The organism is Mesorhizobium sp. M0239 (assembly GCF_040321815.1).
Classification (GTDB): domain Bacteria; phylum Pseudomonadota; class Alphaproteobacteria; order Rhizobiales; family Rhizobiaceae; genus Mesorhizobium.
In genome coordinates, this window is record NZ_JAMYSG010000001.1 from 237,828 (window position 1) to 252,434 (window position 14,607).

Genomic DNA, 14,607 nt, shown 5'->3' on the forward strand with positions numbered 1-14,607 from the left:
ATCTTATTCGGCCGCTTCCGCCAGGGGCGGGATAGCGTGCTCAGTCGTTGGTTCATTATCTTGAGAGGCGGGCTCGTCACTGCCGCGGCGTTCGCGCAGCTGTTCGATGACCGCGTAGAACACCGGCACGAACACCAGCGACAGGATGGTCGCCGCGACCATGCCGCCGAACACGGTGGTGCCGATCGACTGCCGGCTTGCCGCACCGGCGCCGGTCGCAAACATCAGCGGCAGCACGCCGAGGATGAAGGCGAAGGCCGTCATCAGGATCGGCCGCAGCCTGAGCCGTGCCGCCTCCATCGCCGCGTCGACGATGCTGAGGCCTTCCTCGCGCCGTCGCCTTGCGAACTCGACGATCAGGATCGCGTTCTTGGCCGCCAGGCCGATCAGCATGACGAAGCCGATCTGCGAGTAGACGTCGATCTGCATGCCGCGCAGCAACAAGGCTACGAAGGCGCCGAACAGGGCCAGTGGCACCGCCAACAGCACCATGAACGGCATCGCCCAGCTCTCATATTGCATCGCCAGGATCAGGAAGACGAAGACGATGGCGAGGCCGAAGACGACGGACGCGATCGATCCTGCCTTGAGCTCCTGGAAGGTGATGCCGGTCCATTCGAAACCGAAATCCCTTGGCAGCGCAATGGCAGCGGCCCGTTCCATCGCGGCAACCGCCTGGCCTGAGGAAAAGCCGGGTGCGGCACCGCCATTGATCGAGGCCGAGGCATTGTTGTTGTAATGCGGGACGGTCTCCGGGCCGACGAAGGGCACGAGTTTGCCCAGCGTCGAGAGCGGCACCATGCCGCCGGAGGCATTGCGCACATAGAGCCGCGAAATGTCGGCGGCACCCGCACGTGCATCCTTGTCGGCCTGGATGGTCACCCGGAAGGTGCGGCCGAACAGGTTGAAGTCGTTGACGTAGAGCGAGCCGAGATAGATCTGCAGCGTGTTGAAGACATCGGGCAGGTTGAGGCCGAGCAGTTTGGCCTTGCTGCGGTCGAGGTCGTAGTTGAACTGCGGCGTCGAGGTCGAGAACGGCGAGAACAGCTGCTGCGGGTTGATTTCCGGCTGCTTGCGCGCCTCGGCAATCACGGCTTGCGTCGCATCGTTGAGGGCTGAACTGCCGCGGCCGGTCAGATCCTCGACGACGAATTCGAAGCCGCCTGTGGTGCCGATACCCGGGATAGACGGCGGATCGAAGCTCAGCGCGAAAGCTTCCGGGATCTGCATCAGCTTGCCGCGCACATCGGCGACGAGCTTCGACGCGCTCTGGTCGGGGCCGCGCTCCTCCCAGGGCTTCAGGATGGCGAATTCGACCGCCGAATTCGACTGCGCCGCACTGGTCAGGAAATTCAGGCCGCTGATCGAGCCGACAATCTCGACGCCGGGCGTCGCCTGCAGGATGTCGCGCGCCTTCTGCGCCACCGCGTCGGTGCGTTCCAGCGACGCGCCGTCGGGCAACTGGATGACGACGAAGAAATAGCCCTGGTCCTCGACCGGAAGGAAGGTCGAGGGCAGCCGCTGCCAGACGAAGTAGGTGGCGACCAGGCCGGCCGCGAACAGGCCGAGCATGATCCAGCGCAAGCGGATGAGAATGCGTACGCCATTGGCGTAGGCGTGCGATAGCCTGTCGAAGCCGGCGTTGAACCAGCGGAACGGGGCGAACTGCGTCTCGCCGCGATGGCGCAGGAAGGCCGCACTGAGCGCGGGACTGAGCGTCAATGAGTTGAAGGCGGAGATGCCGACGGAGATCGCCACGGTCAGCGCGAACTGGTTGTAGAGCTTGCCGGAGACGCCGGGAATGAAGGCGACCGGCACGAACACCGCCATCAGCACCGCGGTGGTGGCGATGATCGGTCCGGTGACCTCGCGCATTGCGGCCTTGGTCGCCGCAAGCGGCTTGAGCCCGGCCTCCAGCTGTCGTTCGACATTCTCAACCACGACGATGGCGTCGTCGACGACGAGGCCGATCGCCAGCACCATGCCGAGCAGGGAGAGCATGTTGAGCGAGAAGCCGAGCATCTCCATGACGACCAGCGTCGCCACCAGCGACACCGGAATGGCGATGGTCGGGATGATCGTCGTGCGCCAGCTTTGCAGGAAGAGGAACACCACGGCGACGACCAGCACCAGCGCTTCGCCGAGCGTGATCAGCACGTCATGCATCGATGCCGAGACGAAGCGCGTCGTGTCGTAGTGCATCGCATAGGACACGCCCTTCGGGAAGCGGCCCGACAGCTCCTGCATCTTGTCCTTGACGCGCTGCTGCAGATCGAGCGCGTTGGAGCCGGGCATCTGGTAGACGGCAAGCACCACGGTCGGGTCCTTGCCGAAGAAGGCCGACGACGAATATTGCAGCGCGCCGAGCTCGATGCGGGCGACGTCGCGCAGCCTGACCAGCGAGCCGGTGTCGGTATTGGCGCGCACGACGATGTCGCCGAATTCCTTTGGATCGCTCAACCGGCCGACGGCGTTGACCTGCATCTCGAAGGCGGTGCCGGCCGGGGCCGGCGATTGGCCAATCTTGCCGGCCGCCACCTGGACATTCTGCTCGGCGATGGCGTTCTGCACATCGACGGCGGTGATGCCGAGATTGGCGAGCTTGTCGGGATCGAGCCAGACGCGCATCGAATAGCGCCGCTCGCCGAAGATCTGCACATCGCCGACGCCGGGCAGCCGCTTCAGCGGATCGACCACCTGCAGATAGGCAAGGTTGCTCAGTGCCACCGGATCGACCGAACTGTCGGGCGAGGTCAGGTTGACGATGAGGACGAAGTTCGGATTCTGCTTCTTGATCGTCACGCCGCCCTGGTTGACGATCGCCGGCAGCGACGAAGCCGCCTGCGAGACGCGGTTCTGCACGTCGACGGCGGCGGTGCTCAGCGAATAGCCGACATCGAAGGTGATGGTGATGGTCGAGGAGCCGTCATTGGAGCTCGTCGACGACATGTAGGTCATGCCCTGCACGCCGTTGATCTGCTGCTCCAGCGGCGTCGTCACCGTATCGGCCACCACTTGTGCGCTGGCGCCTGGATAGTGGGCGCTGACCACGACCTGCGGTGGCGTGATGTCGGGAAACTGCGAGACGGGCAGCAGGAAATAACAAATCGACCCGGCGAGCACCATGATGATGGCGATCGCCGAGGCGAAGATCGGACGGTGGATGAAAAAGTTTACCACGAGACGCAAGCCTCCCCGGCTGCTCTTGCCCGCCCGAAGGCGCTGGCGACGCTGGACAGTCTTTGACCGCGCTTGTCACCGAGGTCGTCCCGCGAATGCAGCAACGGCACCTCGTTGCGCTGCGCATCGGCAAGCGAGCGCAGCATCGTCTCGAAGGCGCGTGGGTCGACGCCATCGGCTTTCATGACCAGCCGGATCATCGGATCCCGGACGGCCTCATCTATGGTAAGATCGCGGCGCTGTGGCATTGGCCGGCTCCTTGTCTGTCGATTCGCAGCCCATGCTCGCGAACCGTTTTTAATCTCTTCACCGGCCGAGGCCGCATGATTGGCAGTTTCTCGCCCCTCTCGTCTGGCAGGGCCGTTCACGGCCTTGTTATTGACGGTGGACGATATAGGTGTTACCAGTAAGTAACATTCTGGAAGTTACAGACCGGTAACACCCTAGTCAAGAGGTGGCCGAGGGTTTTTTGGAAACGAAAGGAGATCATGATGACAGACGGCATCGTGGAGCGCTCTCGTCCCCGGGATCGGATCCTGGAGACGGCACGCGACATGTTCCACAAGCATGGCATCAAGGGCGTCGGCGTCGACGCCATCACCGAAGCTGCCGGCACGAACAAGATGACGCTCTATCGTCACTTCGAATCCAAGGACGAACTGATCGTCGAATGCCTGCGCGCCAATGCGGCCAAGGCCGGCGCTATGTGGGATGCGTTCGATGCCGAATTTCCTGGTGACAAGCTTGCCCAGCTGCATGCCTGGGTTCGCAAGGCGGCTGCCATGCTCAATGCGGACGGGCGCGGCTGCGACATGGCCAACGCCGCCGCTGAACTGACCGAGCCGGACCATCCGGCCAGGCTGGTGATCAAGGAACTCAAAGAAGCCCAGCGCGAGCGCCTTGTGACGCTATGTCGGGACGCGGGCATCGGCCAGGCTGAACTGCTCGCCGATACGCTGTCGCTTCTGCTCGAGGGTGCGCGGGTTAGTGTACAGACCGTGGGTTCGGAAGGTCCGAGCACGCAGTTCGTGCGCATGGCTGAAGGATTGATCGCTTCTTTCCGGGGCGCCGCCGCCGGTTGACGGGACCCGTGGCCTGTCAACGTGCGTCATTCCATCTGCGATGACTGGGCGTGCTTTGGTGTCGCGCCATCCCTGCCGGCCAAACGAAAAAAGCCCGCTGCCGGGAGGAGGTGGCAGCGGGCTCGATTTTCGAATGTGGCGCGGGAGGAGGTGCACCCCATTCAGCGTCGGCATCGCATCTGGGAGGAGTAGATGGCCGACAACCAGAACCTACGAGTTGCCCAACGATTCGGCAACAAAGAAACTTGCATAGCTGCTGTGCAGATTTGCCGTGCCAATTATCGTACAAATCCGGAAACCCGGTTTAGCCAAGCCATTTCGCATTACTGCACGGGGACGTTTTCCCTGAAGATCAAGCGCGGTTCGATGAACTTGCGCGTCAGATAGGGTGCCGAGGAGGCAATCGAGCCGAGCAGGCGAATGACCGACTGTTCCGCGATCAGCCTGGCATTCTGGTCGATGACGACATCGAGCAGGTCGTCGACGAGATGACCACGCGTGTCCTTGGTCAAGTCGTGGCAGATGAACACCGGCTTGCGGTTCGGCCTGGCCTCGCGGATCGCCTTTGCAACGCCCGAATGCCCAGCTCCGACGCAATAGATGCCGAGCAGCTCCGGCTCGTCGTGCAGCGCCTTCATGGTCTCGGTGTAGCTGGCATCGGGCTCGTCGTTGACCTCGACGGCGCTGCTGACGGTCAGATTGGGAAACTCCTCACTGAGCACCGAGCGGAAACCCATTTCGCGTTCCTCGTGGCCGCGATAGGAACGTGAGCCGACGACCATCGCCAGATGACCGATACGGCCGCCAAGGAAGCGTCCCATCAGCAGCGCCGCCGTTCGTCCCGCCACCCGGTTGTCGATGCCGACATAGGCCGCGCGCGGTGCCGCCGGAACATCGGACACCAGCGTCACCAGGCGCATGCCGGCATCGACGATGTCGTGCAGGATGTTGCGCGTACGCGGATGATCGACGGCGATGACACCGACGCCATTGGCCCTGAGCGAAAGGTTTTCGACAGCGCTCTGCAGCGCGTTCGGCGAGATACCGGCGAGGTTATGGATCCGGCACGAGGCAACAAGCGGCAGGCGCGCGGCGTAGTCCTCGATGTGCCCGGCGAGATCGCGCATGAAGGCATTGCTGCCGATCGGCAGCAGGAATTCAAGGTGGGCGGGCCGCGAGGGTAGCGTCACCTGATCGGCGACCGGCAGATAGCCGACTTGCTTGGCCGCCTCCATGACGCGCTGGCGGTTGGCCGCACTCGCACCCGGCCGGTTGTTGAGCACCCGGTCGACCGTTGCGGTCGATAGCCCGCAGCTACGAGCGATATCGGAGACAGTGGCTTTCATGCCGTAACCCACAGCCCGCAGCTACGAGCGATATCGGAGACAGTGGCTTTCATGCCGTAACCCACAGCCCGCAGTTGCGTGCGGTATCCGAGACTGTGGCTTTCATGCTGCAATCCTGTTCGCCATGCGATGGCGCGTCAGACAAGCGATGCGATCTGAGGTGACGGGTGATTGCCGCCCATCACCATTCTCAGTGCGATGGCTTGCCATCGGCGATGGCATCGCGGATCTCCTTGTCCGACATGCCGGTAATGATCCGTTCGACCTCCGCCACGCTGGTCTTCTTGGGGTCTATGTCGTCAGCAACCACCTTGCCCCGGCGCATGACGACGATGCGGTCGACCACCTGGAAGACATGGTGGATGTTGTGGGCGATGAAAATGCAGGAATGGCCGGAATCGCGGGCGCTGCGCACGAAGCTCAGCACACCCTGTGTTTCGGCGACGCCGAGATTGTTGGTCGGCTCGTCGAGAATGATCAGGTCGCTGTCGAAATGCATGGCGCGCGCGATCGCCACCGCCTGGCGCTCGCCGCCGGAGAGCGAGCCGATCGGCGTCGTCGGCGGGATGTTCTTCGAGATGCCGACCTGCTTGAGCAAGTCGCGGGCAACCGTGTTCATCGCGTCCTGGTCCATCCGGTTGAGAAAGCGCGGCGACTTGATCGGCTCGCGTCCGAGGAACAGATTGCGGGCGATCGACAGTTGCGTGACCAGCGCCGAGTCCTGGTAGATGGTCTCGATGCCGTGGGCGATGGCGTCGCTGGTGCTGCGCAGGCTCACCTTGTTGCCGCGGATGAAGATGTCGCCGCTGGTCAGCGGAACGGCACCCGAGAGCACCTTGATCAGCGTCGACTTGCCGGCGCCATTGTCGCCGAGCAAGCCGACGATCTCCCGTTCATTGACGTGGAAATTGGCATCCTCCAGCGCCTGCACGCGGCCGTAGGACTTGCGGATGTTCGTCATGCGGATCAGTGGCTCGGCCATGGTTCAAGTCCCTGCCTGATGCCGGCGTTCCAGCCATGAATGCAGCGCCATCATGCCAAGGATGATGGCGCCGATGAAGATGTTGTAGGCAAGACCGGGCACGCCGATCAGCACGATGCCGTTGCGCATCACGCGCAGGATCAGGATGCCGAGCACGGTGCCGATGATCGTGCCGCGCCCGCCGGTTAGCGCGGTACCGCCGATCACCACCATGGCGATGACTTCCAGTTCATAGCCGGTGCCGCTGTTGGGGTTGGCCGCCGAGGTGCGCAGCGACGAGATGACGCCGGCAAGCGAAGCCATGACCGACGACAGCACGAACAGGCCGATCTTGACGCCGCTGACATTGACGCCGCGCGCCCTTGCAGCACTCGGGTTGCCGCCGGCCGCCTGGATCCAGTTGCCGGTGCGGCTTTGCGTCAGCACATAGCCGAGCGCGATCGCCGCGGCGATGAACCAGAACAGCGACATGTAGATGCGGAACGGTCCGATGAAGAAATCGCCGACCAGCGCTTCGGCCAGCCAGCTGCCCTCCGCACTCCAGGTGCGCTGCGGAAAACCGTCGGTGACGAAAAGGGCGGTGCCGCGCACCACAAGCAGCATGCCGAGCGTCACCAGGAAGGATGGGATCTTGAGCTGCGTCACGAACCAGCCATTGACCAGCCCGATGATGGCGGCGACCAGCAGCGCGGCGACAAAGCCGACCTCAAGGGAGGTCAGCCCGCTGTTGAACAGGGTCCACATCAAGACCGGCGAGAAGCCGAACAGGGAACCGACCGAGAGGTCGAACTCGCCCGACGTCATCAACAGCGTCATCGCCAGCGCGATCAGGCCGAGCTCGACCGTGAAGGCCAGCGTATTGGAGATATTCTGCGGCGACAGGAAGTCGTGGTTGAAACTCCAGAAAACGGCGATCTCGACGACGAGCAGCACGAAAGGGCCGAATTCCGGCCGTGCGATCAGGCGTTGGACGAGCGAATGATTTTCCACAGGCAATCCGCGACATGAGTGGAAGGCTGAGCGTTGCACATCGCGTGCGAAGGGCTCGGCGAAATGGAGAGCCAGTCGCGACCGTTGGGCGGCCGCGACTGTTGAGATTGGATGTTACTTGCCGGACAGGATGTCGTCGTAGATCTGCGCGGTGTCTTTTTCGTAGAGCGCGCCGGTGATGACGTTGAAGCCCGGAGGAATGCCGCCGGCGGCCATATTGGCCAGCGAAAGCGCGACATAGCTGGTCGCCTGCGGGTCCTGCCACTGGCCGGCATTGACATAGCCGTTCAGCACTTCCTGGGTGGTGTCGAGCGAGTTGCCCCAGCCGACAACCGGGATTTCGCCCGGCTTGATGCCGACCTGGTCGAACACCCGCTTGATCGAGCCGGTGACGAGATCGCCCAGGCCGATGATCGCCTTGACCTTGGCTTTGTTGGCAGTGAGGTAGTCGACCATGCGGTTGATCACTTCAGCCTGGTCGAGCGTCGCTTCGGTGATTTCATAGGTGATGCCGAGCGGCTCGAAGACGCTCTTGATGCCTTCCTCTTCCTGCACGCCATAGGTGGCGCCGGGGATCTCGACCGGCATCCAGACGAAGTCGCCCTTCTTCACCAGGCCTTTGTCGACCAGATACTGCGCCCAGTGTTTGCCGAAGGTGACATTGTCGCCGCCGACATAGGCGTTGAAGTCGGCTTTCGGGTCGGGCGTGTTGAAATTGATGATCGGCACTTTCGCCGCCCGCGCTTCCTTGACGATCTCGATCAGGCTGCCCGGATCAGGGCTCGTGGTGACGATACCGTCGGCCTTGGCGGAGAGGGCGGCGCGAACCGCTTCTTGCTGTGAGGCGACGTCGCCATTGTGGAACGAGGTGTTGACCGTGTTGCCGGTATCCTTGGCCCATTGCTTGGCGCCGGCCAGGAAGTAGGTCCAGACCGGATCGGCCGGGCCGCCATGCGAAATCCAGTAGAACGTCTTGGCCTGTGCCGCTGCTGGTATCACCATCAGCGCCACCAACAGGCCGTATAGAACAAGTCTTAGCCGTGTCAGCATTTGATTTCCTCCCGTTGTAGATGGTCAGTTCAAAATCCGTCCCTTGTTCAGCATCTTTTGCCAGCGCCGGTTGAATGCGTCAGAGCATCCCCTTTTTCGACGGATGGCAAGCCTCCATTTGCAGGTGTAGTGGGCGCCTGACGGGTCGTCATCAGCTGCCCCATCAGATTGCATCAGTTGAGGTGATTTTCCGACTGTCGGATAATTGGTGGGATTGTTTCGGGTCGCGCGAACGCGGCCTGCGTCGACAAGGGTCACGCCGGCGATCATCCTACGCCCACGGGACCAGGTCCGTAGCGCCCTGGCAGGGCGTCGACGATACCAGTTGCTAGATCAGATCGGCTCTGGCTAGCTCCCGCATCAGATGGCTGGCGCCATAGGTCCAGTGCGGGCAGTCGGGCGAGAGCCGCACCCGGTTGACCAGCGCACCGAATTTCTCCGACGAGATGGTGACGATGTCGCCGACCTTGTGAGTAAACCCCTTGCCCTTCTCGCCTCGATCCTTGGACGGAACGAACATGGTGCCGAGATAAAGCGCCAGCCCGTCCGGATACTGGTGGTGCGGCCCCATTGCCGCGGCGACCAGTTCCTCCGGCGAGCGGCTGATCTCGGCCATCGAGCTTGCGCCCTCCAACGAGAACCCGTCCTCGCCCTCGACTTTCAGGCGCACGACGGCGCGCTTGACGTCATCGATGGAGAATTTGTCGTCGAACAGGCGGATGAAGGGACCGAGCGAGGCCGAGGCATTGTTGTCCTTGGCCTTGCCGAGCAGCAGCGCCGAACGCCCTTCGACGTCGCGCAGATTGACGTCGTTGCCGATGGTGGCGCCGACGATCCTGCCGCTGGAGGCGGCGATCATGGCGATCTCGGGTTCCGGATTGTTCCAGGTCGACACCGGGTGCAGCCCGACATCGGCGCCGAAGCCCACCGAGGCCATCGGCTGGCACTTGGTGAAGATCTCGGCGTCGGGGCCGATGCCCACTTCCAGATATTGCGACCAGGCGCCGCGCGAAATCAGCTTGGCCTTGATCTCCATCGCTTCGGGCGAACCGGGTTTCAGCTTCGACAGATCGTGGCCGATCAGTCCTGCGATGTCGGCGCGGATGGCGTCGGCTTTTTCAGCCGAACCGCGCGCCTGTTCCTCGATCACCCGTTCCAGCAGGCTGACGACGAAGGTGACGCCCGATGCCTTGACCGCCTGCAGGTCGACCGGGGAGAGCAGGTAGGGTTTTGCTGGATCGCGCCCGGTCTCAAAACTGTTGGCGGCGATGTCATCGAGCGATCCGATCGGTCTGCCCTCGGCCGAGCGGACATGCCCAGCGGGGTCAGCCATCTCGCAAAGGTCTCGCATGGTTGGTGCCGCACGCGAGGTGATGTCGAAGACCGTGCCATCGCGCACCGTGACGACCAGCGGGTATGCGGCATCGCTACCTCTGGCGCGTCCGACAAAAAGGCCCTCGGTGGGCAGGTGGGTCGGGTTCGTCATAGCGCTCTGTCCTCTGAGTGATCGACAATGTGGCGAAGTGATCGTCAATGTGGGCGGCCGGATCGGCGCGGCACTTTCACCGGATTCCCGTCAAAGGTCTATCCCGTCGCAGGCGATCGGAACTCTGGGTCTCCGATCGCCTCGGCGGCAGTCCACAGACGAAAGCCGGAGTGCTCTTTCAAAAATGTGAAATTCTGACTAGGATTTTCACCAATCGCAGCGCATTCAGGTGACCCTTGGCGACAGCATTCTCCGATCCGATCTGGCTCAAGCCACAGGCAGCTTCCACGTTTCAATCGCTTCCCAATGGCGAACGTGTCGATCTCGCCATTGTTGGCGGTGGCATCATGGGCTTATCGACCGCCTTGCATGCCGCCCGGCTTGGCCTGTCGGTGCAGGTGCTGGACGCCGGCGAGATCGGCCAGGGCGCATCAGGCTTGAATGGCGGTCAGGTCATTCCCGGCCTGAAATACGATCCGGAATGGCTGCTGGAGCATTTTGGCCTTGAGCGCGGCGAGGCGCTTGTCAATTTTGCGGCGTCGACCGCCGATGCGGTGTTCGAGCTGATCCGCGACGAGAAGCTGGCGGTGCCGTTCGTTCGCAATGGCTGGATCCAGGCGGCGCACACCGAGGCCGCGCTGAAGGCGGCGGGAAACCGTGACCGGCAATGGCGCGCACGGGGCGCGGATGTCCAGTTGCTGAACGCAGCGGAGATCGCGGCCAAGACCGGTGCGCAGGGCTATCTCGGCGGCTGGCTCGATCGCCGCGCCGGTGTTATCGATCCGCTCGCTTACACATCTGAACTCGCCCGTGTCGCGACCGCGGCTGGCGTGAGGGTAGCCGAGCGCGAAAAGGTCGTGCGGCTCACCAAGACCGCCGGCGTTTGGCGTATTTCGACCGAAAATGGCCTGGAATTGCAGGCAAAGGCGGTCGTTCTGGCGACCAACGCCCATACGGACGGTCTGATCCCCGGCCTTGCGCAGACGATCGTGCCGCTGCATTCTTTTCAGATCGCCACAGCACCGCTGTCGTCCGGTCAGGCGGCCCCGATCCTGCCGGAAGGGCAGGCGGTGTCGGACTCCAGGCGCATCCTCGTCTACTACCGCAAGAGCGCCGACGGCCGGCTGGTGCTTGGCGGGCGGGGTCGCATGGCGCTGCCGACGAGCGCCAGCGACTGGGCGCATCTCGAGCGGGCGCTGCGGCGGCTCTATCCCATGCTGTCCGGCATCGCCATCGAGAAGCGCTGGTTCGGCCGCGTGGCGATGACGCCGGACCATCTGCCGCACATCCACGAGCCGGAGCAGGGCCTGCTCGCCGTGGTCGGCTGCCAGGGTCGTGGTGTCGGCCTGATGACCGCTCTTGGCGAGCGCATCGCCGGCTATCTCCAAAGTGGCGACGCCAGGCATTTGCCCTTCCCGGTCTCGCCGATCCGACCGATCCCGTTTCACGCCTTCCGCCAAGTCGGCGTCGCCGCGACCATCGCCTGGTACCGGCTGCTCGATGCGTTGGAGCGCTGACCAAAGCAATTCCTGTCAATGGGTTTCCGTTTGGGATTCCGCTTGACAGTTTCATGGATATGAAAAACTCTAAGCCAATTTCAAATTCCGATAGGCAGGTCGATGTCGACCCTAGTTGCAACATCAGCGCCAGAGGCCCGGTCTTCTCAGGGCTTCCGGGTCGCCATGCTGCTCCCGGGCGCTCTGGTCACTTTCCTGCTGATCCTGTTTGCCCTCGGCCTCGTGCTTTTCCTCGCCTTCCGCAACAATGACGGTTCGCTGCTCGGTGCCGGTTTCAGCTTGGCGAACTTCGCAACTGTGGTGTCCGATCCGCTGTACTGGACGGTGACGCTGCGTTCGCTGATCATTGCCGCTCTGGTCACGCTGGCGACCGTCGTCACTGCCTATCCCGTCGCCTACTATCTTGCCTTCCACGCCGGCCGGCGGCGCGGCCTTCTGCTGTTTCTGGTGACGCTGCCATTCTGGACCAGCTATCTCCTGCGCGTCTTCGCCTGGAAGATCGTGCTCGCCTACAATGGCGTTTTGAACTCGGCGCTGATCGAAAGCGGCATCTGGTCCGAGCCGACATTGGCCTTTCTCAACACGCCGGCCGCCGTCGTCGTCACGCTGGCGCACGCCTACGCGCCTTTTGCCATCCTGCCGATCTACGTGGCGCTGGACACCATCCCGAAATCGCTGATCGAGGCCGCTTCCGATCTCGGCGCGCGGCCCTTCACCTCTTTCCGCCGTGTCGTGCTGCCCAATTCGATGCCGGGCGTGCTGGCGGCAGCCCTTGTCGTCTTCGTGCCGACGGTCGGTGACTATGTCACGCCGGCGCTCGTCGGCGGCCCGGCCAGCACCATGATCGGCACGCTGATCCAGGCGCAATTCGGCAAGGCCAACGATTGGCCGTTTGGCGCCGCACTCTCCGTCGCCGTCATGCTGGTCATCCTGTGCGTGGTGCTGGTCGCGCGTTTCGCCGACCGCAGATTTGGCAGCCGCACATGAGCGCTGCACGCACGCAGGGAGGCGGCCGCTGGCTCGGCGTCTACGTCGTCGCCTATCTGGTCTTTCTCTATCTGCCGGTGCTGCTGATCCCGCTGTTTTCCTTCAACAACTCGATCCAGGCAGCGTTTCCGCTGCAAGGCTTCACCTTGCAATGGTACGCGACTTTGTTCGGCAATTCGGCGCTGACCGGTGCACTCCTGAACAGCCTCGTCATCGGCGCCATTGCCGCCACGAGTGCGACGCTGTGCGGCATCACCGTATCCTACATGGACCTCTACGGCCGCTCGCCGCTGGCCGCCACCATCAGCGCCATCGCCCGGCTGCCAATCCTGATCCCCGGCGTCATCGTCGGCATATCGCTGCTGATCCTCATCAATCTCATTGGTCTGGGGCCATCGCGCATCGCCATCGTTCTCGGTCACATATTGGTGGCGCTGCCGACGACCGTGGTGATCATGCGCAGCCGCTTCGCCGCCATCCCGAAAACCATTCGCGAGGCGGCGCTCGATCTCGGCGCCTCCGACTGGACGACGTTCCGGCGGATCATGCTGCCGCTCAGCCTGCCGGCCATCGTTTCGGCCTTCATGCTGGCCTTCCTGATCTCCTTCGACGAATTCATTGTCGTCTTCTTCCTGGCCGGCACCGAGCCGACGCTGCCGCTCTACATCTGGAGCCAGCTGCGTTTTCCAAAGTCGCTGCCGACGGTGATGGCGCTGGGCACGTCGATCCTGGCTGTGTCCTTCATCATCGCTGCAGCGGCTGAAATCCTGCGCCATCGCGGCTTGTCCGCCACGGCGCCAAAGCCCGCGGATCCGTCACAACCAAAACAAACCAAGAGAGGAGAACTGCAATGGCATTCGACCTGAAATCGATCTCTGCAAAGACTGTTTGCGCTGGATTGACGGCGTTCGCGCTGGCGCTGTCGTCGACCGTCGCTTTCGCCGGCGACAAGCTGCAATATTTCACCTGGTCGGGCTATGAACTGCCCGATTTCAACAAGAGCTTCCTCGCCGCGCACCCCGACGGCGTCGAGGCCTCGATCTTCGGTGACGACGATGACGCCTTCACCAAGGTCAAGGCCGGCTTCCGCCCCGACATCGCGCATCCCTGTTATGACAAGGTGGCGCGCTGGAACAAGGAAGGCCTGCTGCAGCCGATCGACACCAAGCGGATCAAGAACTGGGACTCGATCTTCCCGGTGTTCAAGAACCTGCCCGACCTGCAGGCCGGCGACGGCAAGGTCTGGATGGTGCCATGGGACTGGGGCAACACCTCGATCCTCTACCGCACCGACCTGGTGAAGAACCCGGAAGCGAGCTGGAACCTTTTGTGGGACAAGCAGTATGCCGGTCGCATGGCGACGATCGACGCGGTGCACGACACGCCGGTCGTTGCCGCACTGCTCGCCGGCGTTAATCCGTTCGACATGACGCCGGAGCAAATGGACAAGGTGGCCGAGAAGCTGCGCGAGCAGCGCCCGCTGCTCTCCAATTACACCACCGACATGACCTCCGTCGAACAGGCGCTGGCCAGCGGCCAATTGGTCGCCGCCATGACCTGGAACGCGTCGGCCACCTCGCTGAAGAAGCAGGGCGTGCCGGTCGAGTTCATGAAGCCGAAGGAGGGCATGCTGACCTGGGCCTGCGGCTTCGTCATGCTCAAGGACGCCAAGAATGTCGACCTCGCCTATGACTTCATCAACAGCCGGCTGGAAGCCGACTCCGGCAAATACCTGATCGAGGCCTATGGCTATGGCAGTTCGCTGAGCTCCGCTTTTGCCACCGTGCCGAAGGAGGAGCTGGAGAAATTGCAGCTGCCATCCGACCCGGAAGTGATGCTGAAGACCACCATCTTCACCGGACCGATGAAACAGAATGACGACCTCGCCAAGATGTTCGAAAAGGTCAAGGCAGGCGGCTGAACCCTAGAGCACCGCGCGGCGTCAGCCACGCGGTGTCACCCGAGACACTGCAAACGAGGTCGGGAA

At 62.9% G+C, this 14,607-nt stretch carries 12 protein-coding genes; 5 read left to right on the plus strand and 7 right to left on the minus strand.

The features are described 5' to 3' along the window. Window positions 1-3 precede the first annotated feature (3 nt). Entirely contained in the window at window positions 4-3,180 is a 3,177-nt protein-coding gene (locus tag NKI99_RS01090) for an efflux RND transporter permease subunit (protein ID WP_352440017.1), read from the minus strand. After that, on the minus strand, window positions 3,174-3,428 hold the full coding sequence (locus NKI99_RS01095; protein ID WP_023808708.1) for a hypothetical protein: 255 nt from the start codon (window positions 3,426-3,428) through the stop codon (window positions 3,174-3,176). Before NKI99_RS01095 ends, NKI99_RS01090 begins: the two co-directional genes overlap by 7 nt. Before the next feature lie 243 nt (window positions 3,429-3,671). On the opposite strand from NKI99_RS01095, the gene NKI99_RS01100 reads away from it, so the two are divergent. Beyond that, a complete protein-coding gene (locus NKI99_RS01100) occupies window positions 3,672-4,262 on the plus strand; it encodes a TetR/AcrR family transcriptional regulator (protein WP_023808707.1) in 591 nt (196 codons plus the stop codon). Window positions 4,263-4,585: 323 nt separating this feature from the next. Here the strand turns inward: NKI99_RS01100 and NKI99_RS01105 are convergent, their stop codons facing one another. From NKI99_RS01105 to NKI99_RS01125, 5 genes are all read right to left on the minus strand, one after another. Further along, window positions 4,586-5,608 (minus strand): LacI family DNA-binding transcriptional regulator, encoded by a 1,023-nt coding sequence (locus NKI99_RS01105; protein ID WP_128302452.1) that lies wholly within the window; start codon window positions 5,606-5,608, stop codon window positions 4,586-4,588. Window positions 5,609-5,798: 190 nt separating this feature from the next. Further along, window positions 5,799-6,590, minus strand: a complete 792-nt coding sequence (locus tag NKI99_RS01110; RefSeq protein ID WP_023808705.1) for an ATP-binding cassette domain-containing protein — start codon at window positions 6,588-6,590, stop codon at window positions 5,799-5,801. 3 nt (window positions 6,591-6,593) lie between these two features. Continuing rightward, window positions 6,594-7,580 (minus strand): ABC transporter permease, encoded by a 987-nt coding sequence (locus NKI99_RS01115; protein ID WP_128302453.1) that lies wholly within the window; start codon window positions 7,578-7,580, stop codon window positions 6,594-6,596. Window positions 7,581-7,694: 114 nt separating this feature from the next. Then, complete coding sequence (locus NKI99_RS01120; protein ID WP_023808703.1) at window positions 7,695-8,630, minus strand: substrate-binding domain-containing protein; 936 nt, start codon at window positions 8,628-8,630, stop codon at window positions 7,695-7,697. A gap of 328 nt (window positions 8,631-8,958) precedes the next feature. Further along, the gene (locus NKI99_RS01125) at window positions 8,959-10,116 is read right to left on the minus strand and encodes a fumarylacetoacetate hydrolase family protein (protein ID WP_023808702.1); all 1,158 of its coding nucleotides are present in this window, start codon (window positions 10,114-10,116) and stop codon (window positions 8,959-8,961) included. A gap of 236 nt (window positions 10,117-10,352) precedes the next feature. Between NKI99_RS01125 and NKI99_RS01130 the strand changes: the two genes are divergently transcribed. From NKI99_RS01130 to NKI99_RS01145, 4 genes are all read left to right on the plus strand, one after another. Next, window positions 10,353-11,633: an NAD(P)/FAD-dependent oxidoreductase gene (locus tag NKI99_RS01130; RefSeq protein WP_023808701.1), complete on the plus strand. Its 1,281-nt coding sequence runs from the start codon at window positions 10,353-10,355 to the stop codon at window positions 11,631-11,633. A 102-nt stretch (window positions 11,634-11,735) separates the two neighbouring features. Continuing rightward, entirely contained in the window at window positions 11,736-12,620 is an 885-nt protein-coding gene (locus tag NKI99_RS01135) for an ABC transporter permease (protein WP_023808700.1), read from the plus strand. Then, window positions 12,617-13,486 carry an ABC transporter permease gene (locus NKI99_RS01140; RefSeq protein WP_023808699.1) on the plus strand — a complete coding sequence of 290 codons (870 nt, stop codon included), beginning with the start codon at window positions 12,617-12,619 and terminating at the stop codon, window positions 13,484-13,486. The genes NKI99_RS01135 and NKI99_RS01140 overlap by 4 nt, the downstream gene beginning before the upstream one ends. Beyond that, window positions 13,471-14,541 (plus strand): ABC transporter substrate-binding protein, encoded by a 1,071-nt coding sequence (locus NKI99_RS01145; protein ID WP_023808698.1) that lies wholly within the window; start codon window positions 13,471-13,473, stop codon window positions 14,539-14,541. Before NKI99_RS01140 ends, NKI99_RS01145 begins: the two co-directional genes overlap by 16 nt. Window positions 14,542-14,607: the final 66 nt, after the last annotated feature.

Bases quoted from the DNA above. Each gene is read 5' to 3' on its own strand.
- NKI99_RS01095 (WP_023808708.1), bottom strand. From the start codon at position 3,428: ATGCCACAGCGCCGCGATCTTACCATAGATGAGGCCGTCCGGGATCCG.
- NKI99_RS01100 (WP_023808707.1), top strand. From the start codon at position 3,672: ATGACAGACGGCATCGTGGAGCGCTCTCGTCCCCGGGATCGGATCCTG.
- NKI99_RS01105 (WP_128302452.1), bottom strand. From the start codon at position 5,608: ATGAAAGCCACTGTCTCCGATATCGCTCGTAGCTGCGGGCTATCGACC.
- NKI99_RS01110 (WP_023808705.1), bottom strand. From the start codon at position 6,590: ATGGCCGAGCCACTGATCCGCATGACGAACATCCGCAAGTCCTACGGC.
- NKI99_RS01120 (WP_023808703.1), bottom strand. From the start codon at position 8,630: ATGCTGACACGGCTAAGACTTGTTCTATACGGCCTGTTGGTGGCGCTG.
- NKI99_RS01125 (WP_023808702.1), bottom strand. From the start codon at position 10,116: ATGACGAACCCGACCCACCTGCCCACCGAGGGCCTTTTTGTCGGACGC.
- NKI99_RS01135 (WP_023808700.1), top strand. From the start codon at position 11,736: ATGTCGACCCTAGTTGCAACATCAGCGCCAGAGGCCCGGTCTTCTCAG.
- NKI99_RS01140 (WP_023808699.1), top strand. From the start codon at position 12,617: ATGAGCGCTGCACGCACGCAGGGAGGCGGCCGCTGGCTCGGCGTCTAC.
- NKI99_RS01145 (WP_023808698.1), top strand. From the start codon at position 13,471: ATGGCATTCGACCTGAAATCGATCTCTGCAAAGACTGTTTGCGCTGGA.